We start from the raw sequence: 20,924 nt of genomic DNA on the forward strand, positions 1-20,924 counted from the left end.
GCTCGCCGAAAAAGGCTGGACCACCCGCACCAACGCCCGCGGCGAAACCGAATGGCTACCACCACCACACCTCGACCGCGGACAACCCCGCACCAACAGCTATCACCACCCCGAAAGAATCCTCCGCGACGGTGACGACGACGAACCCGATTGACGCAACGCCCAGCTTCGCCGCGCGCGGCAGCTCAGAACGCCGCTAGCTCACTCCCGCGCGGCCGCCTTCTCCAGCTCGGTGAGCGCCGGCTCGATGCGGTCGGCCATGTCGTCGATGTCGTTGGCCACCTCGGGCGTCGTCACGAAACCGAAGTCCAGATAGTCGGTGTAGGAGAAGCAGGTGATGTTCAGGGCGACGTCCATGACGGGCGGCCCAAGCGGCACCAGCGAATCCAGCCTGGCGCCGGCCATGTACAACGGGAACGGCGGACCCGGCACGTTGGAGACAACCAGGTTGATGGGGGCCAGGTTTCGCGACAGCCCGCTGGCGGTGTAGGCCCGCGCGGCCAGCCCGAGCAATCCCGGCGGCGTCGTTTCGGTCAGCCCCATGATCTGGTGCGCCGACAACGCCTTGGCCATCAGCTTGGCGTTCTGGGTGCTTTCGTGGATGGCCCGCAGCCGCTCGGCGGGATCGTCGACGTCGGTGGCCAACGAGACAGTCATCGAGCTCACCTGGTTGCCGACGTCGTCCTTGTTGTCGTCGGTGCGGGTGGAGACCGGGATCTGCGCGATGAGCGGCTTGGCCGGCAGCTCGCCGCGCTTCTGCAAGTACTCGCGGGCCGCCCCGGCCACGAGCGCCAGCACCACGTCGTTGAGCTTGACGCCGTAGGCATCTTTGACGGCCTTGGCCCGGGCCAGTTCGACGCGGCACCCGGTGATCCGCCGGTGCGGCGTCACGGGCGCATTGAACCGGGTCTTGGGCGCCTCGAAGTAGCGCGGGGGCCGGCCGCTGCTCACACCCAGCGCGGCGATCTGCTGGCGCACGGTCTGCTCCATCAGCCGGGCGATGCGGAAGGGCGTCTTGACACCGAGGTTGATGAGCGCACCCACCGCGCGCCGCTCCAGGCCCGGAATCTTCGATCCCACCAGCGATCCCACCGTTTCCTGTTGCGGCGGCCGCGGTTCCGGCGTGACATCCAAAAGAATTTCACCCAGGCCGGCACCCGAGACGCCGTCGACGATGGCGTGGTGCATCTTGGTCAGCGACGCGACCCGGCCGCCCTCGACGCCCTCGATCACCCACATCTCCCACAGCGGCCGGGCACGGTCCAGCTTGTAGGACATCAACCGGCCCACCAGCTCCTCGAGCTCGCGGCGGCCGCCGGGCGCGGGCACCGCGATGTGCCGGATATGGAAGTCGACGTCCAGGTCCTCGTCTTCGACGAACCACGGCCGGTCCAGCCCGAGCGGCGCGCCGGTGACCCGCCACCGCAGCTGCGGCAGTTCGGGCAGCCGCTCGATGATCAGTTCGCGAAGCCGCTGGAAGCTGTACTCGGGTGTTTCCTTCGGGTCGCAAATCGCCAGTGCGCCCACATGCATGTGCCAGCCCGCAGTTTCGGCCGACCAAAACGCCGCATCAACGCTTGAAAGCCGTTTCATCCCCCGACCGTAGCCCCCGCCTACTCGTTGCGAACAGCAAATGACGCGACCAGTTACGCGTCTTCCAGCAAGTCCGGTGTCACCGCCGACTCGGTGTCCGGAATGCCTTCGATCTTGGCCTTGCGGTCGGCCATCGACAGCAGCCGGCGAATGCGCCCCGCCACAGCGTCTTTCGTCATCGGGGGGTCGGCGAGGCGGCCGAGCTCCTCCAGCGAGGCCTGCCGGTGCTCGACGCGCAGCTTGCCGGCCGAGGCCAGGTGGTCGGGGACGGTGTCGCCGAGGATCTCCAGCGCGCGTTCCACCCGGGCGGCGGCCGCGACCGCGGCCCGCGCCGAGCGGCGCAGGTTGGCGTCGTCGAAGTTGGCGAGCCGGTTGGCCGTCGCCCGCACCTCGCGGCGCATCCGGCGCTCCTCCCAGATCAACCGGGTGTCCTGGGCGCCCATCCGGGTCAGCAACGCGCCGATCGCCTCGCCGTCGCGCACCACCACCCGATCGGCGCCACGCACCTCGCGGGCCTTGGCGCTGACCCCGAGCCGGCGCGCCGCGCCCACCAACGCCAGCGCGGCCTCCGGGCCGGGGCAGCTGACCTCCAGAGCCGACGACCGTCCCGGCTCGGTCAGCGACCCGTGCGCGAGGAAGGCTCCGCGCCAGGCGGCTTCGGCGTCGGCGACGCTGCCGCCCACGACTTGGGCGGGCAGACCGCGCACGGGCCGGCCGCGGTTGTCGAGCAGTCCGGTCTGGCGTGCCAGCGCCTCGCCGTCGTTGGCCACCCGCAGCACGTAGCGGGTGGTCTTGCGAATCCCGCTGGCCGACAACACATGCACGACCGCGTTATAGCCGTAGAGCTCGAAGATGTCCTTGCGCAGTCGCCGCGCGACGTTGCCCAGGTCCACCTCGGCCTCCACGACCACCCGACCGCCGACGATGTGCAATCCGCCGGCGAACCTCAGCAGGGACGTGACCTCCGCGCGACGCGCACTGACCGATTTCACGACCAGGCGGCTGAGCTCGTCCTTGACTTCGGTCGTCATCGCCACGCGTCGTCACTCCTCGGTCCGCTGCCGCCCGGTCCATCTCCACCGGTCTGTGGACTTGCACCGTCGACCCGAATTTCCGCGGTGGCCGTGACCGGAGGCGCTCCCGGACCCTTGTGGGCCGCCCGGACCCCGTCCAGGGCCGCCGCGAGTTTGCCTGGATCATGTAAAGGTGTACCAGGTCGGGCCACGTCGGCGAAGTGGACCTCGGCCGAAAGCAGCGTCGCCGTGCGGCGCAGGTGCTCCCGCTCCCGCTCACTGGGCACGCGCTCGGCGTCGATGATGATGTCGTGCACGGTGAACCCCGGCGCGTGCTGGGCCAACACGTGCAGATGACGCTCCACGGAGAAGCCGGCCGTCTCCCCCGGCTCGGCCATCAGGTTGAGCACCAGCGCCCGCCGGGCGGTGGTGGCCCGCAGCGCCGCCGCCAGACCCGGCACCAGCACGTGCGGGATCACGCTGGTGAACCACGAGCCGGGACCCAGCACCACCAGGTCGGCGGCCATGATGGCGTCGACGGCCTGCCGAGTCGCCGGCGGATCGGACGGCAGCAGGCGCACCCGCCGGACCTTGCCCGGTGTGGTGGCGATCGCCACCTGGCCTCGAATCAGCCGGAATATCCGCGGATCGGTCTCCAGGCCGGACACGTCCGCCTCGATCTGCAGCGCGATCGGACACATCGGCAGCACGCGGCCCTTGACGCCGAGGATGCGGCCCAGCTCGTCGAGGGCGGCCACCGGATCGGCCAGCACCTCCGACAGCCCGGCGAGCAGCAGATTGCCGATCGGGTGCCCCGCCAACGCCCCGTTGCCGCCGAAGCGGTGCTGCAGGATGGTCGCCCAAAGGCGCCCGTGTGGGCTGTCGGATGCCAAGGCCGCCAACGCCATTCGCAGATCACCCGGTGGCACGACATCCAATTCGCTGCGCAGCCGCCCGGAGGAGCCACCGTCGTCGGCGACGGTCACCACGGCGGTGACGTGCGGAGTCAGCCGGCGGGCCGCGGACAGCGTCGCGTACAGACCGTGCCCGCCGCCCAGCGCGACGATGCCCTGATTCGTCGGCGCGTTCATTCGCGACCCAGATCCCGGTGCAACACCCGCACCGAAAGTTGAGCTTCGCCCTCATCGGCCTTGAGGACCTGCATCAGCGCCTCGGCGATCGCAACGCTGCGGTGCTTACCACCGGTGCAACCGATGGCGACCGTCATGTAGCGCTTGCCCTCCCGGCGGTAACCGTCGACGACCAGAGACAGCAAGCGATGGTAGGCGTCGAGAAACTCCGCGGCCCCGGGCTGACTCAACACGTATTCGCTGACGGCCGGGTCTTGTCCGGTGAGCGGGCGCAGCTCGTCGACCCAGTGCGGGTTCGGCAGGAACCGCACGTCCATCACCATGTCGGCGTCCATCGGCAGGCCGTACTTGAAGCCGAACGATTCGACGGTGACGCTGATCGATGTGCTGGCTTCGCCACCGAACGCGCGCTCGATGCTCTCCCGCAAGCCCCGCACCGACAGCGTCGACGTATCGATGATCAGGTCGGCCGTAGCGCGCACCGGGGCCAGCATCCGGCGCTCGGCGGCGATGCCCTCGGCCAGGGTCTGGTCGCCCTGCAGCGGATGGCTGCGGCGGTTCTGTTCGTAGCGGCGCACCAGCATGTCGTCGGATGCCTCCATGAACACCACCCGCGGGCTGATGTTGCGGGTGGCCAGCTCGTTGCGCACCTCGTCGAGGTCACCGGTGAAGCCACGCGACCGCGCGTCCATCACCACCGCCAGCCGGGTGATCCGCGACCCCGCGTCCATGCCGAAATCCACCATCCGCGTAATCAGCTGGGGCGGCAGGTTGTCGGCCACATACCAGCCCAAGTCCTCGAGCACCTTGGCCGCAGTACCCCGCCCGGCACCCGATAGCCCGGTCACCAGAACCACATCGATGCCGGCCGGGGCATCTCTGGTGTGGCCCTCCGCCAATTCACCCGTCATTCGGCTTCTCCGGGCGGGTCAGGTCGCAACGCCTCCAGGACGGCGGTGGCGGTGGCCACACCGATACCGGGAACGGCCGTGATCTGGTCGACGGTGGCCTCCTTGAGGCGGGCTATGGATCCGAAATGGGTTACCAGCGCCTTGCGGCGATGCTCCCCCAATCCTGGCACCGAATCCAGCGCCGAGGCGGTCATTCGCTTGGATCGCTTGCTGCGATGGTAGGTGATCGCGAACCGGTGCGCCTCGTCGCGAATCCGTTGCAACAGATATAGCCCTTCGCTGTTGCGCGGCATGATGACGGGATCCGGCTCGGACGGCACCCATATCTCTTCCAGCCGCTTGGCCAGGCCGATCACCGCGACGTCGGTGATGCCGAGGTCTTCGAGCACGGCGCTGGCCGCGTTGACCTGCGGGGCTCCGCCGTCGACGACGTAGAGGTTGGGCGGATAGGCGAATCGGCGTGACTTTCCCTCGGGCGAAAGCATATTCGGATCGTTTTGTTCACTCAGGTGTCGCGCGAACCGGCGCCGTGTCACCTCGGCGATCGAGGCAACGTCGTCAGAGCGCCCCTGCCCGGCGGCTTCGCGGATCCCGAAGTGGCGGTAGTCGGACTTGCGCGGCAGGCCGTCCTCGAACACCACCAACGAGCCCACCACGTCGGTGCCCTGCACGTGGCTGATGTCGACGCATTCGATGCGCAGCGGCGCATCGGCCAACCCGAGGGCTTCCTGAATGTTCTGCAGGGCAGCCGATCTGGCGTTGAAGTCGCCGGCCCTTCTCAGCTTGTGTTGCTGCAGCGCGTCTTTGGCGTTGCGCTGCACGGTTTCGGCGAGCGCCCGCTTGTCGCCGCGGCGCGGCACCCGCAGCGCGACCCGAGAACCGCGCAGGCCGGACAGCCAGCTGACCAATTCATCGGAGTTGGACGGCAGGCAGGGCACCAGCACCTCGCGCGGCACCGGGTTGGCGGCTTCGTCGGCCCCTTGGTTGTCCTGGCCGCCCAGTTCGGCCTGCTCGCCGTAGAACTGCGTCAGGAACTGCTCGACCAACTGCTCCTCACCGGAATCACCTGCCTCCGCGGACTTTTCGACGATCCAGCCGCGCTGACCGCGCACCCGGCCGCCGCGGACATGGAACACCTGGACCGCCGCTTCCAGCTCGTCGTCGGCGAAGGCGACCACGTCGGCGTCGGTGCCGTCACCGAGCACCACCGCCTGCTTTTCCATGGCGCGCTTGAGGGCGCCGAGGTCATCACGAAGGCGCGCGGCCCGCTCGAAGTCGAGTTCGTCGGAGGCCGCGTGCATGCGCTGTTCCAGCTCGCGGGCGAAGCGGTCGGTCTTGCCGGACAGGAAGTCGCAGAAGTCGTCGACGATCTGGCGGTGCTGCTCGGCGCTGACCCGCCCGATACAGGGCGCCGAGCATTTGTCGATGTAGCCGAGCAGACACGGACGGTCGATCTGCTTGTGCCGCTTGAACACACCGGCCGAACAGGTGCGCGCCGGGAACACGCGGGTGAGCAGGTCCAGCGTCTCCCGGATCGCCCACGCGTGGGAATAGGGCCCGAAGTACCGGACGCCCTTGCGCCGCGGGCCGCGGTAGACCATCAGCCGGGAAAATTCTTCGTTGAGGGTGACGGCCAGCACCGGGTAGGACTTGTCGTCGCGGTAGCGGACGTTGAAGCGCGGGTCGAACTCCTTGATCCAGTTGTATTCGAGCTGCAGCGCCTCGACTTCGGTGTTGACCACCGTCCACTCGACCTTGGCGGCGGTGGTCACCATCTGCCGGGTTCGCGGATGCAGGCTGGCGACGTCGGCGAAGTAGGACGTCAGCCTGCTCCGCAGGCTCTTGGCCTTGCCGACGTAGATGACTCTTCCGTGCGTGTCCCGGAATCGGTAGACGCCTGGCTCGACCGGGATGGACCCGGGCGGGGGGCGATACGTGGCGGGATCTGGCACCCATCCAGGCTAGTAGTCGCGAGAGGGGTGCCGGCCCGGCGGGAGCACCGCCCGGCATGCCGGATTCGGCACCCCGGGCTTCGAGCCGCCCCGCGCTTGCCGCCCGTAACGCATTCGAGCGCTTGTTCGATATACAGGTCGGCCGCCGAGGGATCCGTCATTTCCCAAAAGGGCCGTCGACCTCGGGTTACGACGAGTAACCGACCGTGTGGACGGTTTGGGCGGCTCTTGTTCTGGTTACCAAGGGGGTAGCTGGACGTTACAGTGGGTGGCAATCAATGGAGGGAGTCCACAGATGTTCAAGCGCTCGTTGACCAGGCTCGCGATCGGCGTTGGCGGTCTGGCATTGGCGTCGACCGCCGCCGCCGGGGTCGCATCCGCTGCCCCCGATTACGGCCCGATGATCAACACGACCTGCAGCTACGACCAGGCGATGCGGGCGGTGCATGCGGAAAACCCGATGGCCGCCCAGTACCTCGACCAGTCGCCGCCGAACCAGCAGTTCTTGCAGCAGTACCTGGCGTCATCGCCGGATCAGCGCGTGAACCTGCTGCACGCCATCGAGCACAACCAGGGTGCACAGCAGGCTTTGCCGATCTTCCAGCAGATGATGACCGACTGTAAGAACTTCTGACGCATCCACCTGACGGGCTATCCGTGCGCGCACGGGTAGCCCGTTCAGTGGGTAGGCAGGTCGGGCCGATACCGCGCCAGTAGCGACCGCACGGAGTCCATGGCGTCGACCGCGCGCTCCTTGTCGACGGCCTGGATGGCCATCACCGGGATGTACTCGTCGTCGGGCAGGTCGATGCGCGCCCAGCGGTTCCCCACCGGGAACGAGACACCGGCGACGTCCGGCCACTCGATCAATTTGTCGCCCAGCAGGTTACGCACCGATATGCCGGCGGCCCCGACGCGCAACCGGGGCCGGGCAAACAGCAGCACCACCCCCGCGAGAACCAGGCCGAGCAGCGCCATCGCCACCTGGTCGCTGGTCTGGAATACCACCCCGGTGGATCCGACCTTGAGTAGAAAACCGATCGCGATGTGCACCGCGGCGATGGTGAAGGCCGCGCCGTAGGCGAACATCGGTGTGCGGTGGGGACGCAGTACGACGTCCCACCCCTGGCGCTCAGTCACGACCGAGCGCGCAGGTCACGCAGCGTCAGCGCCGCGGTCAGGGCCGCCCCGGCGGCCTGGGCGCCCTTGTCCTCGACCGACTCCGGAAGCCCGGCGCGATCGAGCGCCTGCTGTTCGGTGTTGGTGGTCAGCACCCCATTGGCAACGGGCGTCGACGCGTCGAGCGCCACCCGGGTCAAGCCCTGGGTCACCGCATCGCAAACATACTCGAAATGTGGTGTTCCGCCGCGTATCACGACGCCCAGGGCGATCACCGCGTCGTGGTTGCGGGCGAGCTCCTGCGCCACCACCGGGAGCTCGATCGCGCCGAGCACGCGGACCACCGTCGGGTTGTCGATGCCCGACTCGGCGGCCACCTTGCGCGCGCCCGCGAGCAGGGCGTCGCAGATCGTGCTGTGCCAGGTGCTCGCCACGATGCCGAGCCGCAGACCGGACGCGTCGAGCGCCGGGATTGCCGGCTCCCCGCTACCGCTCACAGAGCGCCACCGAATTCGCCTGGCAGATGAACCGATTCGTGAAAGTCGTCGAGGCCGGCCAGGTCATGGCCCATCTTGTCGCGCTTGGTCATCAGGTAACGGATGTTCTCCGCGTTGGCGCGCACCGGCAGCGGCACCCGCTCGATGATGTGCAGGCCGTAGCCGTCCAGCCCGACCCGCTTGGCCGGGTTGTTGGTCAGCAGCCGCATGGAGCGGACGCCGAGGTCGACCAGGATCTGCGCCCCGATTCCGTAATCCCTTGCGTCGGCTGGCAATCCGAGTTTGAGGTTGGCGTCGACGGTGTCCTCGCCGGCGTCCTGCAGCTGGTAGGCCTGCAGTTTGTGCATCAGACCGATACCGCGGCCCTCGTGGCCGCGCATGTAGAGCACGATGCCGCGGCCCTCCCGCGCGACCATCGCCATCGCGGCGTCGAGTTGGGGCCCGCAATCGCACCGGCGGGAACCGAACACGTCACCGGTCAGGCACTCGGAGTGCACCCGGACCAGCACGTCGTCGCCGTCGGCGTTGGGCCCGGCGATCTCGCCGCGCACCAGCGCCACGTGTTCGACGTCCTCGTAGATGCTGGCGTAGCCGATGGCGCGAAACTCTCCGTGCCGGGTCGGTATGCGGGCCTCGGCGATCCGCTCGATGTGCTTCTCGTGCTTGCGCCGCCACTCGATCAGATCGGCGATGGTGATCATCGCGAGGTCGTGCTCGTCGGCGAAGACCCGCAGCTCGTCGGTCTGCGCCATCGAGCCTTCGTCCTTTTGGCTGACGATTTCGCAAATCGCGCCCGCGGGTTGCAATCCCGCCATCCGGGCGAGGTCGACGGCGGCCTCGGTGTGGCCGGGGCGGCGCAGGACGCCGCCGTCCTTGGCGCGCAACGGAACCACGTGACCGGGGCGCGTGAAATCGTTGGCGATGCTCGCGGGATCTGCCAGCAGCCGCATGGTGGTGGCGCGATCGGAGGCCGAAATACCGGTGCCCACACCATTCTTCGCGTCGACGGTAACGGTGTAGGCCGTCCCGTGCTTGTCCTGGTTCACCGCGTACATGGGCAGCAGCCCGAGCCGGTCGCAGATGGCGCCGTCCAGCGGGACGCACAGGTACCCCGAGGTGTAGCGGACCATGAACGCCACCAGCTCGGGCGTCGCCTTTTCGGCGGCGAAGATCAGGTCGCCTTCATTCTCGCGATCCTCGTCGTCGATGACGACCACGGCCTTTCCGGCCGCAATGTCGGCAACCGCCCTCTCGACGGAGTCCAACCTCGTCATCGTCGCTACCTTGCTGTCTCAGGGGTCCGCGGGAAGAGCCCAAGTGTTGCATTCAGTATGAACCACCGCGGGAGGCCCGTTATCGCGATGCTGTTCACAGCGACCGCCGGCGCCCGCGAACCCGGGAGCTTGCGTATGTATACATACGGCGCGCAAAGGTCGACAATGGGTGTCATGGCGAGTCGAACCGCCAGGATGATTGCCGCGGCCTGCGGTGGCGTCGCCACGTTGGCCCTGACGCTCGGCGGTGTCGGCGGAGTCATTGGAGCCAATGTTCCGGACACGCACATCGACGCGGACCCTTCGCCGACCGTGGATCCGGCGCCTGCGGCGCCGGACGACCAATGCTGTGACCCGGTCCAACCCCAGGCGGCTGGCTGGCACTGCATCATCGGCCTGAACTGTGGGCAAATCCGCCCCCGTCCGCGGTCGCCCACGCCCGCCGCTCCCAGTGCGCCGCAGCAATAGGCCGGCGGGGCAAAACGGCTCCTGATCCGGTGCCAGCAATCTAGGCTGAGCGGATGAAAATCGCGGTAAGACTGGCGGCACCGGCCGTGACCTTGATGTTCGCGGCCGGATTAGCAGCGGGCGTCGCCTGCCCGCAACGGGCGACGGCCGATGCGTGCGCTGACGTCGGCGGTCGGCATGTGAGCGTCGGCGGGTGCACGGACCCGGGGCGCTGGGGTAACTGGGTCCTTCCGGCCGGCGCGATGACGGTCCCGCCACCCGACGCACCACCACCGTGCTACACCCCGTCCGGCGAGCCGTACTGGACGCCGCCGGGCGAACCCTGCTGAGCGAACCGGGGTGGGGCGGACTTTTCCGAACGCGACCTAACGCGGGGTGAGCAACCGCTCAACGTATTTGGCGATCACGTCGACTTCGAGGTTGACCTGCGTTCCGACCGGAGCGCGGCCCAGCGTGGTCAGCTCGCGGGTGGTGGGGATCAGCGAAACCTCGAACCAGTCCCCCGGTCCGGCACCGAGCCCGGAGACCGTCAATGAAATGCCGTCGACGGTGATCGACCCCTTCTCGACCACGTAGCGGGCCACCTCCGCGGGGATCTCGATCCGCACCACTTCCCAGTGCTCGGACGGCGCCCGGCTCACCACCTGGCCCGTCCCGTCCACGTGCCCCTGCACGATGTGCCCGCCGAGCCGGCTGTTGACCGCGGCGGCGCGCTCCAGGTTGACCGGGCTGCCCACCTGCACGGAGCCCAGGTTGGACCGGTTGAGGGTCTCGGCCATCACGTCGGCGGTGAACTGGCCGTCCGGCAGCAGCTCGACGACGGTCAGGCAGACGCCGTTGACGGCGATCGAGTCGCCGTGCCCGGCGTCGGAGGTCACGATCGGTCCGCGGATGGTGAGCCGGGCGGCGTCGGCGAGCATGTCGCAGCCGGTCACCTCCCCGAGCTCCTCGACAATTCCGGTGAACATTCCATCAGGTTATCGGCCGTCCGGATGCCGTAGTCGCACTGGTGAGCAGGCCAAAGCTTCAGCGCCGGGCCGACACCGCGGCCCCACGTCTCCCAAGCCGGTCATGGGCACCCACTACGATGCAAGATATGCAGACCCGCCGCCGTCTATCGGCCGTCCTCGCATCCCTGACCCTCGCCACCGCCTTGATCGCCGGCTGCTCGTCGGGCTCAAAGCAGAGCGGCGCCCCGCTGCCCGACGGCACGACCCTGGTCAAGCAGTCGGCCGACGCCACCAAGAATGTGAAGAGCGTGCATCTCGTGCTGAGCATTCAGGGCAAGATCCAGGGGCTGCCCATCAAAACGCTGACCGGTGACCTCACCACGGCGCCGGCCACCGCCGCGTCTGGCAACGCCACGATCACCCTTGGGGGATCCGACATCGACGCCAACTTCGTGGTCGTCGACGGAAACCTGTACGCCACGCTGACGCCCAACAAGTGGAGCGACTTCGGAAAGGCGTCCGACATCTACGACGTGTCGGTGCTGCTGAACCCGGACACCGGGCTTGCCAACGCGCTGGCGAACTTCACCAACGCCAAGGCCGAGGGCCGCGACACCATCAACGGTCAGAACACGATTCGCGTCAGCGGCAACGTCTCGGCGGATGCGGTGAACAAGATCATGCCCCAGTTCAACGCGACGCAGCCGGTGCCGAGCACCGTGTGGATCCAGGAGACCGGTGACCACCAGCTGGTCCAGGCCAACATGCAGAAGAGCTCCGGCAACTCCATCCAGGTGACGCTGTCCAACTGGGGCGAGCAGGTTCAGGTCACCAAGCCCCCGGTGAGTTCATGAGTTCGCAGACCGGCCGCCGCGTCGCCATCAGCGCCGGCAGTCTGGCGGTTCTGCTGGGCGCCCTGGACGCCTATGTCGTCGTGACGATCATGCGCGACATCATGAGCGACGTTCACATCCCGATCAACCAGCTCCAGCGCATCACCTGGATCATCACGATGTACCTGCTGGGTTACATCGCCGCCATGCCGCTGTTGGGGCGGGCCTCCGACCGGTTCGGCCGCAAGCTGGTGCTGCAAGTCAGCCTGACCCTGTTCATGGTGGGGTCGGTGGTGACCGCGCTGGCCGGGCACTGGGGCGATTTCCACCTGCTGATCGCCGGCCGCACCATCCAGGGTGTGGCCAGCGGCGCGCTGCTGCCGGTCACGCTCGCCCTGGGCGCCGACCTGTGGGCACAGCGCAACCGCGCCGGCGTGCTGGGCGGCATCGGCGCCGCACAGGAGCTCGGCAGCGTGCTGGGCCCGCTGTACGGGATCTTCATCGTCTACTTGTTCCACGACTGGCGCTACGTGTTCTGGATCAACGTCCCGCTGACCCTGATCGCGATGGCGATGATCCAGTTCAGCCTGCCGTCGCACGAAAAGGTCGAGAACCCTGAGAAGGTCGACCTGGTCGGCGGTGTGCTGCTCGCGGTCGCCCTCGGCCTTGCGGTCATCGGCCTGTACAACCCGCAACCCGACGGCAAACAGATCCTGCCGAGCTACGGTCTGCCGCTGGTCATCGGGGCGGTCGTCGTCGCGGTGCTGTTCCTGCTCTGGGAACGGTTCTCGCGCACCCGGCTGATCGAGCCGGCGGGGGTGCACTTCCGCCCGTTCCTGGCCGCGCTGGGCGCATCGCTGGCGGCGGGCGCGGCGCTGATGGTGACGCTGGTCGACGTGGAGCTGTTCGGCCAGGGCGTGCTGCAGATGGACCAGACGCAGGCAGCCGGGTTGCTGCTGTGGTTTTTGATCGCGCTGCCGATCGGCGCGGTGCTGGGCGGCTGGATCGCCACCCGGGTCGGCGACCGGGTGATGACCTTCATCGGGCTGCTGATCGCGGCCTACGGCTACTGGCTGATTCACTTCTGGCGCCAAGACGTGTTGAGCCAGAAGCACGACATCTTCGGGGTCTTCAGTGTTCCCGTGTTGCACGCCGACCTTCTGGTCGCCGGCGTGGGCCTGGGCCTGGTGATCGGCCCGCTGACCTCGGCCGCCCTCCGGGTCGTTCCCTCGGCCCAGCACGGCATCGCCTCCGCGGCGGTCGTGGTGGCCCGGATGACGGGCATGCTCATCGGTGTGGCCGCGCTGAGCGCGTGGGGCCTTTACCGGTTCAACCAGATCGTCGCCGGGTTGACGGCCGCGATACCTCCCAACGCCTCGCTGCTGGAGCGGATCGCCGCGCAGGGGACGATGTACCTCAAGGCGTTCGCCATGATGTACGGCGACATCTTCAGCGCCACCGTGGTCATCTGCATCGTGGGTGCGCTGCTGGGCCTGTTGATCGGTGGCCGCAAGGAACACGCCGAGGAAACGGAAGTGCCCGAGCCGCAAACGATCTCATTGGGCGAGCGCTAGGCGCTCCTACTCGCCGCGCGGCACCAGGCTGAGCAGCAGATCCGGGCCCACGCGGTCGACTCCGTCGAATTGCCAGCGCAACGCCCGCGCGATGGTGGGCACCCCGACGTCGTTGACCGCCGAGACCGGGCCGCCGAGCAGCATCGGCGCGACGTAAACCAGCATGCGGTTGACCGCCCCGGCCCGCAGAAACGCGCCCGCGAGGGTGGGGCCGCCCTCCAGCAGGACGTCGGTGCGGTCCGAAAGCGCCTTGATCACCTCCATGGGATCGTGCGTGCGAATCACCATGGTCCGCGAATCGTCGTTGAGAACCTTTGCCTCCGGCGGTATCTCGCGCATGCCCACCACCACGCGCAGCGGTTGCCGGTCGGCCAGCGAGCCGTCGGGCAGCCGCGCGGTCAGCACCGGATCGTCGGCCAGCACGGTGCCGGTGCCCACCACGATCGCGTCCGCGGCCGCGCGGCGGCGATGCAGGTCCAACCGCGAGGCCTCGCTGGAGATCCACTGACTGGTGCCATCGGCGGCCGCGCGGCGGCCGTCGACGCTGCTGGCGTACTTCCAGGTCAGGTGCGGCAACCCGGTCCGCTGCTTGTGCAACCACTCCCGCAGCGGTCCACCGGCCACTTCGTCGGCCAGCACCCCGGAGGTCACCCCTACGCCCGCTTCCGTCAGCCGGGCCGCGCCCCCGGCGGCGATCGGGTTCGGGTCGGCGACGCCGTAAACCACCGCGCCCACCTTGGCGTCCAGCAGGGCGTTCACGCACGGTGGGGTCTTGCCGTGGTGGTTGCAGGGCTCCAGCGTGACCACCGCGGTCCCGCCGGCCGCCAGCTCGCCGGCCCGCCGCAGCGCCAACACCTCGGCGTGGTCGCCACCGGCGGGTTCGGTGCCGCCGACTCCGACGACCTCGCCGTCGACGTCCAGGATGACGGCGCCCACCGGCGGATTCGGATAGGTGGCGCCCTTGACGTGGTTGGACTGCTCGATCGCCAGGCGCATGGCCGCGTCGAGGCCGCCGGCGGGTTGGTTCATCGGCGCAAGTGCGGCGACGCGGCGGCGGCCTGCCTCCGCAGCGCCACGATGGCGGCCTCCGGGTCCTCCGCGCCGTAGACGGCCGAGCCGGCGACGAAGCAGTCGACGCCGGCCTCGGCGGCCTGCTCGATGGTGTCGTCGTTGATGCCGCCGTCGATTTCGACCAGGATCGTCAGCTCCCCCGCGTCGATCAGCTTGCGCGCGGTGCGGACCTTGCTCAGCACCTCGGGGATGAAGCTCTGGCCGCCGAAGCCGGGCTCGACCGACATGATGAGCAGGGTGTCGAACTGCGGCAGGATTTCCAGGTACGGCTCCAGCGGGGTTCCCGGCTTGACGCTGATGCCCGCCTTGGCGCCCGCGGCGCGGATGTCGCGCGCCACCGCGACCGGGTGGTCGGTGGCCTCGGCGTGGAAGGTGACGTTGTAGGCGCCCGCCTCGGCGTAGCCGGGCGCCCATCGGTCGGGGTCCTCGATCATCAGATGGCAGTCCATCGGGATGGCCGTGGCGGTGAGCAGGCTCTCGACCACCGGCAGGCCGATGGTCAGGTTGGGCACGAAATGGTTGTCCATCACGTCGACGTGCAGCCAGTCGGCGCCCACCACCGCGGCCGCTTCGTCGGCCAGCCGCGAGAAATCGGCGGACAAGATGGACGGCGCGATCAGGGGCCTACCGGTGTTACCAGGCATGTGCGCCACACTACTGAGCCGCGCCGGACGGTTCACGCTTCGCGGCGCAGCGCGGCGGCGAACATCGCGTCGGTGCCCTGCCGGTGCGGCCACAGCTGGACGTGCGGCCCATCCCCCAGCCCGGTGACGGGATCGAACAGCGGCCGGGTATCCAAGGCGCACACCGGGTGCCGGCGCAGCGCGTCGGCGACCACCCCGACGGTTTCGGCGAGGTGGGGCGAGCAGGTCGCATAGAGCACCACACCCCCAGGCCGGGTGAGCGCGATCGCGGCGCCCAGCAGCTCGCGTTGCAGCTTCGTGAGCGTCGGCACGTCGGCCGGCTGCCGCCGCCACCGCGCCTCGGGTCGGCGCCGCAACGCGCCCAGCCCGGTGCACGGCGCGTCGACGAGCACCCGGTCGAAGGTCGGCTCGAGATCGGTCTGCCGCCCGTCGACCCGCAGCACGTCGACCGGGAGCCCCCGGGTGTTCTCGGCCACCAGGTCGGCGCGGCGCGGGTTCGGCTCCACCGCAGTGACGCGGGCCCCGGCACCGGCGCCCAAGGCGGCCAGCAGCGCGGTCTTGCCGCCCGGTCCGGCGCACAGATCGAGCCACCGTCCGGTGTCGTCCTCGACCGGTGCCAGCGCCAGCGCCCGCGCCACCAGCTGGCTGCCCTCGTCCTGGACCAGCGCGGCGCCGTCGCGCACCGGCGACAGCCGCCCGGGGTCGCCGCCCGGCAGGTACACCGCATAGGGCGAATACCGGCCGACCGTGCCACCCACGGCGTCGGCCAGTTCCGCGGCCGTCAGTACCCCGGGACGGGCCGCCAGGTGCACCTGAGGCCGTTCGTCGTCGCTGGCCAGCACCGCGTCGAGCTCGGCCGCGGCAGGCCCCAACGCGTCGGCGAAGGCCTGCGCGATCCAGCGCGGGTGCGCATGCATGAAGGCGGCATGCCCGACCGGATCTCGCGACGGGTCGGGCGCCAGTTCCCCGACCCAGGACTTCTCGTCGCGCGCGGAGATTGCACGCAGCACGCCGTTGACGAAACCCGCTCGGGCTGAATCGAATTCGATGCCGGCCTGCTCGACCGTGGTGGACACCGCGGCGTACTTGTCCACCCGGGTACGCAGCAACTGGTACGTGCCGAGCCGTAGCAGGTCGAGCAGCACCGGGTCGATAGTGTCCGGCGACCGGCCGGCGGCGGCGCCGATGACCGCGTCGAGCAGGCCCCGGGTGCGGCAGGTGCCGTACGTCAGCTCGGTGGCGAACGCGGCATCGCGGCCGCTGATCCCGCGCTCGCGCAGCAGCGCGGGCAGCGCCAGGTTCGCGTATGCGTCGCGCTCGCTGACCGCCCGCAGCACCTCGAACGCCGCGGCGCGCGCGGGGTCGAGCGGCTTGCGCCGCTTGCCGTGCCCGCGAGCCGGCGGTCGGGGCCGGCTCACGTCGCCCGCACAGCGGAGTCGAGTCGGGCACCGCGCGCCCAGTCGACGGCATTCATGCGTTTCTTTCCGGGAGGCTGTATCTGGCCCAGTCGCACGGCTTGCGAACCGGTGCCGATCCACACGCCTTTACGGTCGACGTGAATAGCGCCGGGCGCCAACGATTCTGGGCCGTCCGCATCGACGTGCACCGGACCGAGCTTGACGCGAAGGTCGCCGATCAGCGTCCAGGCGCCCGGGCTGGGCGTCACCGAACGGATCCGGCGCTCCACGACGAGCGCCGGAAGGTCCCAGCGCACCCGGGCCTGCTCGACGGTGATCTTCGGCGCGATGCTGACGCCGTCGGCGGGTTGCGGCCGTGGCGTCAACGTCTGATCGGCGATGCCGTCCAGCGTGGTCGACAGCAGCGCCGCACCCGAAACAGCCAGCCGCTCAAGCAATTCGCCCGCGGTGTCGGTGGGCCGGATCGTCTCGGTGACGACGCCGTAGACGGGGCCGGAGTCCAGGCTGGGCTCGATTTGGAACGTGGTCGCCCCGGTGATGGCGTCCCCGGCCGCGATCGCCGCCTGCACCGGGGCCGCCCCACGCCAGGCCGGCAGCAGCGAGAAATGCAGGTTGATCCACCCGTGCGGGGGCACCGCGAGCAGTCCGTCGCGCAGCAACGCACCGTAGGCCACCACCGCGCAGCAGTCCGGCGCCAACTCCGACAGCTCGGCGACGAACTCCGGCGCGTTCGGCCGCGCCGGTCGCAGCAGCGGGATGCCACGGTCGAGCGCTTCGCGGGCCACCGGCGAGGGCTGCGGCTTGCCGTGCCGGCCGACGGCCGCGTCGGGCCGGGTCAGCACGGCGATCACCTCGTGACGCGGCGAGTCGATGAGGCGGCGCAGCGCGGGCAGCGCGGGTTCGGGGGTGCCGGCGAAGACAAGGCGCACCGGCACAGTCTAGAAAGCCCAGACGGCCGCCCCACCCGAAGTTGCCCGTGTACATTGTTTCTAACGCATACTATTGCTACAGGTCACCATCTCGCTCGGTGGCCGAACTGCCTTGCTAGGGACGACGAGGTCGAGTGGGCAGCCCTTTCCTTACCTTCAAGGAGGTCTGATGACTCTCGACACCACGATCAGCGATGCCGCCCCCCATCGCGCGGTATGGGCTCTCGGCGACTACGCCCTGATGGCGGAGGAAGTGATGGCCCCGCTGGGTCCGGTGCTGGTCAAGGCCACCGGCATCGGGCCGGGCATGCGAGTGCTCGACGTCGCGGCCGGCTCGGGCAACATCTCGCTTCCGGCCGCCGCGACGGGCGCCGCCGTGGTCTCCAGTGACCTGACGCCCCAGCTGTTGCAGCGGTCGCGGACCCGCGCCGCGGCCCGGGGCCTGACGATCGACTACCGGGAGGCCAACGCGCACGCGCTGCCGTTCGGCGACAGCGAGTTTGACGCCGTCATCTCCGCGATCGGCGTGCAGTTCGCGCCGGACCAGCAGCGGGCCGCCGACGAATTGGTCCGGGTCTGCCGGGCGGGCGGGACGATCGGCCTGATCAGCTGGACCCCGGACGGGTTCTTCGGCCGCATGCTTGCCACCATCCGGCCGTACCGGCCCAGCCTGTCGCAGGCCGTGCCGCCGGCCGCGCTGTGGGGACGTACGGGCTACGTCACCGGATTGCTCGGCGAGCGCGTAGGCCCGGTGACCGCGGTGCGGGGAATGCTGGAAGTGAACCGGTTCGACGACGCCGAGGCGGTGCACACGTACTTCAAGAACCACTACGGTCCGACGATCGAGGCCTACGCGAACATCGGCCACAACCGGGTGCTGGCCGCCGAGCTCGACGCCCAGCTGGTCGAGCTCGCGCAGCACTACCTCTCCAACGGCACCATGCATTGGGAGTATCTGCTGGTCACCGCCGAGAAGCGCTAGAGGTCGAGCTCGGCATCCAGGTGCACATCCGGTTCGCCGCCGGCGGCGGTGAACGCGGTCAGGGCCCGCACCAGCCCGTGGCGTTCCGGCGGCGGCATCTTCTCCACGATGGTGGCGATTTCGTTGCGCCGGTACGCGGTGACCTGACGAACGACCTCCCGCCCCCGCTTGGTCAGCGCGGCCAACAGCTCGCGACGGGACGTCGGGTGCGGTAGGCGATCGATCAGCCCTGCCGCGACGAGTCGGTCGACCATCCGCCCCGTTGCGGATGGTTGCACGCCGAGCAGACCGGCCAGGGTGGCCAAGTTGACCGGGCCCCGATTGGACAGGATCACCAACGTCCGGAATTGCGGGATCGTGATCGTCTCGTCCACCTGACCGATCGAGCGCGCCGAAATGGCAACCAGCAAGCGGGAAGCCGTCAGCAAAGCGTCAGTGATGACGTCCAGCGACTCGTCCGCAGTCGTCGCGTTGTCCGCTGCCATGTCGCCCCTTCTCCGGACCGTCTCCGGCATATCGGCGGCTAAAGATCAGGAAGTGTAACAACCTTCCAATGTCGTACCCAGGGATTATTTCCGACGCATACTATCCCCTCGGGCAGGATTTGGCGAGGTCACCCGATGTGCAGGGGGTCGATCTGGACCCGGACCGGCTCGTGGGTCTGGCGGGCGGACAGCACGCTCACACCGCGACGCAGCGCCGCGGCCAGCGCCAGGCCCTGCTCTCGCCGGGCGCGCACCAGCATGCGCGTCACGGGGACGCCGGCCGGTGTCCCCGCCGGGCGGCGCACACCCGCCGGCAAATCCACCGGCCCCAGCACGTCGGCCCCGTCCGGCAGCCCGGCCTCGTCGAGCAGTGCCGCCACCGCATCGGCCGCGCCGTCGAGCGCCGCCATATGCACGCTCGGCGGCAAGCCCACCTCGGCCCGAGCCGCCAGGTCGGCGTCCGCGTGACCCACCGGATCCCAGCGGATCAGCGATTGGACTGTGGGAATTGATGATTCGGCCACCACCAGCACCACCCCGCCTTCGCCGCGGGGACGCACCAAGGCGGCGGCGGTCATCCAGCGCCACAGCGCGTCCTCGGCGGCACGCAGGTCTTGTCGCCCCAGCAGCGCCCAGGTGTCCAGCAGCAGTGCCGCGCCGTAGCCGCCCGCCGCGCCGGGTTCCGCCCCCGGGGTGGCCACCACCAGGGCCGGGCCGGCGGCGACCGACGGCACGACACCTTCCCCGGACGAGGTGACCACCGCGGTACCGGGAAACGCGCGCCCAAGCTCCTCGGCGGTGCGGCGGGCCCCGACGACCACGGCGCGCACCGCGTCCGAACCGCAGCGCGCGCACCGCCGCGTCGGGTCGATGCGCCCGCACCACCGGCAGATCAGCGCCTGGCCGCCCTCCTGCAACGACAAGGGGCCCGTGCAGTGCCGGCACCGGGCGATCGTGCGGCAGCGCGCGCAGGCCAGCGACGGGACATACCCGCGCCGCGGCACCTGCACCAGCACCGGCGCCCCGGCCTCGAGCGACGAGCGGGCGGCGCGCAGCGCGATCGACGGGATGCGCGCGGTGCGCGCGGCCGGGTCGCGTTCGTCGGCGTAGCCCGTGTCGTCGAGGGCGACCACCCGCGGCGTGCGGGCGCGCACCACCGCCCGGGTCGCGACGATGTCATGGGCCCACCCGCTGCGCACCAGCGCCTGGGCTTCTGCAGTGCGCGCGTAACCACCGATCAGCGCCGCACAGCGCGCCTGATGCGCCCGCAGCATCGCCACCTCCCGGGCGTGCGGGTAGGGTGCCCGCGGCTCGGCCAGTGAATCGTCGGCGTCGGCCCACACCATGACGAGGCCCAGGTCGCTAAGGGGCGCGAAAACCGCGCTGCGAGTGCCGATCACCAACCGTGCCTGACCGCGCAGTGCCGCGAGCCACCGCCGGTAGCGGGCGGCCGGCCCCAGCCCGGCCGAAAGCGCCACCACGCCGCTCTCGTCGATCCGCGCGGTCGCGGCCCGCCACAGCGCGTCCAGATCCCGCTGATCGGGCACGATGCCCAGCACCGCCCGTCCGGCGCGGATGGTTTGCGCGGCCGCCTCGGCGAATCGGTCCGCCCACGACTCCCCCGGCAGCGCCTGCCAGACGGCCCGCGCGGCCCGGGACTCGGCCAGGGCGGCCAGGAACTGGGCGCCCCGGGCGTACCCCTCCCACGCCGACGGGTCGACGGGCGCGGGCACGGGCAGCCGGTGGGGCGCCGTCGGTTCCCGTTCCACCCGGGCGTGCCGGGCCGGCACCGCCAGGCGCAGCACGTCCGGCCGGGTCCCGGCGTAACGCGCCGCCACCGCGTCGACCAACCGGCGGATCTCCGGTGTCAGCACGGGTTCGGCTGACACGACGCGGTCCAGGTAGCCGAGCTTGCCCTGGTGGTCGGTGTCATTGCGGCGCTCCAGCACGAACGCGTCCACCAGGCGGCCGTGAAACCGCACCCGCACCCGCGCCCCGGGCTGGGCGTCGTCGGACTGCTCGGCCGAAACCAGGTAGTCGAACTCACGGTCCAGGTGCGGCACCGAGAGCATCGGCAGCACCCGGGCGATGGGTTCCACCTGCACGGGTGTGCGCGCGGC

The 20,924-nt window shown here is 69.8% G+C and carries 20 protein-coding genes and 1 pseudogene; 6 read left to right on the top strand and 15 right to left on the bottom strand.

Translation table 11 applies throughout. From position 1 onward, the window contains the following. A pseudogene (locus A5756_RS26655) lies at positions 1-154 on the top strand (hypothetical protein); the annotation flags it as partial. A 47-nt stretch (positions 155-201) separates the two neighbouring features. Here A5756_RS26655 and A5756_RS00310 read toward each other — a convergent pair. From A5756_RS00310 to uvrC, 5 genes are read right to left on the bottom strand one after another with little or no spacing between them, the layout of a single operon-like run. Beyond that, a complete protein-coding gene (locus A5756_RS00310) occupies positions 202-1,593 on the bottom strand; it encodes a wax ester/triacylglycerol synthase family O-acyltransferase (protein WP_066945045.1) in 1,392 nt (463 codons plus the stop codon). A gap of 53 nt (positions 1,594-1,646) precedes the next feature. Beyond that, positions 1,647-2,624, bottom strand: a complete 978-nt coding sequence (gene whiA, locus A5756_RS00315) for a DNA-binding protein WhiA (RefSeq protein ID WP_139272911.1) — start codon at positions 2,622-2,624, stop codon at positions 1,647-1,649. Then, on the bottom strand, positions 2,621-3,697 hold the full coding sequence (gene yvcK, locus A5756_RS00320; RefSeq protein ID WP_066945072.1) for a uridine diphosphate-N-acetylglucosamine-binding protein YvcK: 1,077 nt from the start codon (positions 3,695-3,697) through the stop codon (positions 2,621-2,623). The genes whiA and yvcK overlap by 4 nt, the downstream gene beginning before the upstream one ends. Beyond that, complete coding sequence (rapZ, locus tag A5756_RS00325) at positions 3,694-4,608, bottom strand: RNase adapter RapZ (RefSeq protein ID WP_066945075.1); 915 nt, start codon at positions 4,606-4,608, stop codon at positions 3,694-3,696. Before rapZ ends, yvcK begins: the two co-directional genes overlap by 4 nt. Beyond that, positions 4,605-6,560, bottom strand: a complete 1,956-nt coding sequence (gene uvrC, locus A5756_RS00330; protein WP_066945078.1) for an excinuclease ABC subunit UvrC — start codon at positions 6,558-6,560, stop codon at positions 4,605-4,607. Before uvrC ends, rapZ begins: the two co-directional genes overlap by 4 nt. Before the next feature lie 295 nt (positions 6,561-6,855). Between uvrC and A5756_RS00335 the strand changes: the two genes are divergently transcribed. Further along, positions 6,856-7,194, top strand: a complete 339-nt coding sequence (locus A5756_RS00335; protein ID WP_066945085.1) for a hemophore-related protein — start codon at positions 6,856-6,858, stop codon at positions 7,192-7,194. Between the two features lie 44 nt (positions 7,195-7,238). Here A5756_RS00335 and A5756_RS00340 read toward each other — a convergent pair whose 3' ends face one another. The 3 genes from A5756_RS00340 to A5756_RS00350 are packed head-to-tail and all read right to left on the bottom strand — an operon-like array spanning position 7,239 to position 9,450. Next, positions 7,239-7,649, bottom strand: a complete 411-nt coding sequence (locus tag A5756_RS00340; RefSeq protein ID WP_066945088.1) for a PH domain-containing protein — start codon at positions 7,647-7,649, stop codon at positions 7,239-7,241. A 47-nt stretch (positions 7,650-7,696) separates the two neighbouring features. Beyond that, positions 7,697-8,176: a 6,7-dimethyl-8-ribityllumazine synthase gene (ribH, locus tag A5756_RS00345; RefSeq protein WP_066945091.1), complete on the bottom strand. Its 480-nt coding sequence runs from the start codon at positions 8,174-8,176 to the stop codon at positions 7,697-7,699. Further along, positions 8,173-9,450 (bottom strand): bifunctional 3,4-dihydroxy-2-butanone-4-phosphate synthase/GTP cyclohydrolase II, encoded by a 1,278-nt coding sequence (locus A5756_RS00350; RefSeq protein WP_066945094.1) that lies wholly within the window; start codon positions 9,448-9,450, stop codon positions 8,173-8,175. Before A5756_RS00350 ends, ribH begins: the two co-directional genes overlap by 4 nt. A gap of 521 nt (positions 9,451-9,971) precedes the next feature. Between A5756_RS00350 and A5756_RS25165 the strand changes: the two genes are divergently transcribed. Beyond that, complete coding sequence (locus tag A5756_RS25165) at positions 9,972-10,247, top strand: hypothetical protein (protein WP_232005297.1); 276 nt, start codon at positions 9,972-9,974, stop codon at positions 10,245-10,247. 36 nt (positions 10,248-10,283) lie between these two features. Here A5756_RS25165 and A5756_RS00360 read toward each other — a convergent pair whose 3' ends face one another. Continuing rightward, the gene (locus A5756_RS00360; protein ID WP_066945102.1) at positions 10,284-10,886 is read right to left on the bottom strand and encodes a riboflavin synthase; all 603 of its coding nucleotides are present in this window, start codon (positions 10,884-10,886) and stop codon (positions 10,284-10,286) included. A 128-nt stretch (positions 10,887-11,014) separates the two neighbouring features. On the opposite strand from A5756_RS00360, the gene A5756_RS00365 reads away from it, so the two are divergent. Next, the gene (locus tag A5756_RS00365; RefSeq protein WP_066945106.1) at positions 11,015-11,722 is read left to right on the top strand and encodes an LppX_LprAFG lipoprotein; all 708 of its coding nucleotides are present in this window, start codon (positions 11,015-11,017) and stop codon (positions 11,720-11,722) included. Then, positions 11,719-13,275: an MFS transporter gene (locus tag A5756_RS00370; protein WP_066945109.1), complete on the top strand. Its 1,557-nt coding sequence runs from the start codon at positions 11,719-11,721 to the stop codon at positions 13,273-13,275. The genes A5756_RS00365 and A5756_RS00370 overlap by 4 nt, the downstream gene beginning before the upstream one ends. 6 nt (positions 13,276-13,281) lie before the next feature. Here the strand turns inward: A5756_RS00370 and ribD are convergent, their stop codons facing one another. The 4 genes from ribD to fmt are packed head-to-tail and all read right to left on the bottom strand — an operon-like array spanning position 13,282 to position 17,337. After that, on the bottom strand, positions 13,282-14,304 hold the full coding sequence (gene ribD, locus A5756_RS00375; RefSeq protein ID WP_066945113.1) for a bifunctional diaminohydroxyphosphoribosylaminopyrimidine deaminase/5-amino-6-(5-phosphoribosylamino)uracil reductase RibD: 1,023 nt from the start codon (positions 14,302-14,304) through the stop codon (positions 13,282-13,284). Then, positions 14,301-14,990 (bottom strand): ribulose-phosphate 3-epimerase, encoded by a 690-nt coding sequence (gene rpe / locus A5756_RS00380; protein ID WP_066945258.1) that lies wholly within the window; start codon positions 14,988-14,990, stop codon positions 14,301-14,303. The genes ribD and rpe overlap by 4 nt, the downstream gene beginning before the upstream one ends. 32 nt (positions 14,991-15,022) lie before the next feature. After that, positions 15,023-16,408 carry an RsmB/NOP family class I SAM-dependent RNA methyltransferase gene (locus tag A5756_RS00385; RefSeq protein ID WP_066945116.1) on the bottom strand — a complete coding sequence of 462 codons (1,386 nt, stop codon included), beginning with the start codon at positions 16,406-16,408 and terminating at the stop codon, positions 15,023-15,025. Continuing rightward, positions 16,405-17,337 carry a methionyl-tRNA formyltransferase gene (fmt, locus tag A5756_RS00390; protein WP_066945256.1) on the bottom strand — a complete coding sequence of 311 codons (933 nt, stop codon included), beginning with the start codon at positions 17,335-17,337 and terminating at the stop codon, positions 16,405-16,407. The genes A5756_RS00385 and fmt overlap by 4 nt, the downstream gene beginning before the upstream one ends. A gap of 169 nt (positions 17,338-17,506) precedes the next feature. On the opposite strand from fmt, the gene A5756_RS00395 reads away from it, so the two are divergent. After that, the gene (locus tag A5756_RS00395) at positions 17,507-18,319 is read left to right on the top strand and encodes a class I SAM-dependent methyltransferase (protein ID WP_066945119.1); all 813 of its coding nucleotides are present in this window, start codon (positions 17,507-17,509) and stop codon (positions 18,317-18,319) included. On the opposite strand, the gene A5756_RS00400 is transcribed toward A5756_RS00395, so the two are convergent. Both A5756_RS00400 and A5756_RS00405 read right to left on the bottom strand, forming a co-directional pair. Then, complete coding sequence (locus A5756_RS00400) at positions 18,316-18,804, bottom strand: MarR family winged helix-turn-helix transcriptional regulator (protein ID WP_066945122.1); 489 nt, start codon at positions 18,802-18,804, stop codon at positions 18,316-18,318. The genes A5756_RS00395 and A5756_RS00400 overlap by 4 nt on opposite strands. Positions 18,805-18,932: 128 nt before the next feature. Then, positions 18,933-20,876, bottom strand: a complete 1,944-nt coding sequence (locus A5756_RS00405) for a primosomal protein N' (RefSeq protein WP_066945263.1) — start codon at positions 20,874-20,876, stop codon at positions 18,933-18,935. Between the last annotated feature and the right edge of the window lie 48 nt (positions 20,877-20,924).

The organism is Mycobacterium sp. 852002-53434_SCH5985345, assembly GCF_001667155.1.
In the GTDB taxonomy this organism is placed as follows: domain Bacteria; phylum Actinomycetota; class Actinomycetes; order Mycobacteriales; family Mycobacteriaceae; genus Mycobacterium.

Coding starts and splice junctions, on each gene's coding strand:
- A5756_RS00310 (WP_066945045.1), bottom strand. CDS start 1,593: ATGAAACGGCTTTCAAGCGTTGATGCGGCGTTTTGGTCGGCCGAAACT.
- whiA (WP_139272911.1), bottom strand. CDS start 2,624: ATGACGACCGAAGTCAAGGACGAGCTCAGCCGCCTGGTCGTGAAATCG.
- yvcK (WP_066945072.1), bottom strand. CDS start 3,697: ATGAACGCGCCGACGAATCAGGGCATCGTCGCGCTGGGCGGCGGGCAC.
- rapZ (WP_066945075.1), bottom strand. CDS start 4,608: ATGACGGGTGAATTGGCGGAGGGCCACACCAGAGATGCCCCGGCCGGC.
- A5756_RS00335 (WP_066945085.1), top strand. CDS start 6,856: ATGTTCAAGCGCTCGTTGACCAGGCTCGCGATCGGCGTTGGCGGTCTG.
- A5756_RS00340 (WP_066945088.1), bottom strand. CDS start 7,649: ATGTTCGCCTACGGCGCGGCCTTCACCATCGCCGCGGTGCACATCGCG.
- A5756_RS00350 (WP_066945094.1), bottom strand. CDS start 9,450: ATGACGAGGTTGGACTCCGTCGAGAGGGCGGTTGCCGACATTGCGGCC.
- A5756_RS25165 (WP_232005297.1), top strand. CDS start 9,972: ATGAAAATCGCGGTAAGACTGGCGGCACCGGCCGTGACCTTGATGTTC.
- A5756_RS00360 (WP_066945102.1), bottom strand. CDS start 10,886: ATGTTCACCGGAATTGTCGAGGAGCTCGGGGAGGTGACCGGCTGCGAC.
- A5756_RS00365 (WP_066945106.1), top strand. CDS start 11,015: ATGCAGACCCGCCGCCGTCTATCGGCCGTCCTCGCATCCCTGACCCTC.
- A5756_RS00370 (WP_066945109.1), top strand. CDS start 11,719: ATGAGTTCGCAGACCGGCCGCCGCGTCGCCATCAGCGCCGGCAGTCTG.
- ribD (WP_066945113.1), bottom strand. CDS start 14,304: ATGAACCAACCCGCCGGCGGCCTCGACGCGGCCATGCGCCTGGCGATC.
- rpe (WP_066945258.1), bottom strand. CDS start 14,990: ATGCCTGGTAACACCGGTAGGCCCCTGATCGCGCCGTCCATCTTGTCC.
- A5756_RS00395 (WP_066945119.1), top strand. CDS start 17,507: ATGACTCTCGACACCACGATCAGCGATGCCGCCCCCCATCGCGCGGTA.
- A5756_RS00400 (WP_066945122.1), bottom strand. CDS start 18,804: ATGGCAGCGGACAACGCGACGACTGCGGACGAGTCGCTGGACGTCATC.
- A5756_RS00405 (WP_066945263.1), bottom strand. CDS start 20,876: ATGCTCTCGGTGCCGCACCTGGACCGTGAGTTCGACTACCTGGTTTCG.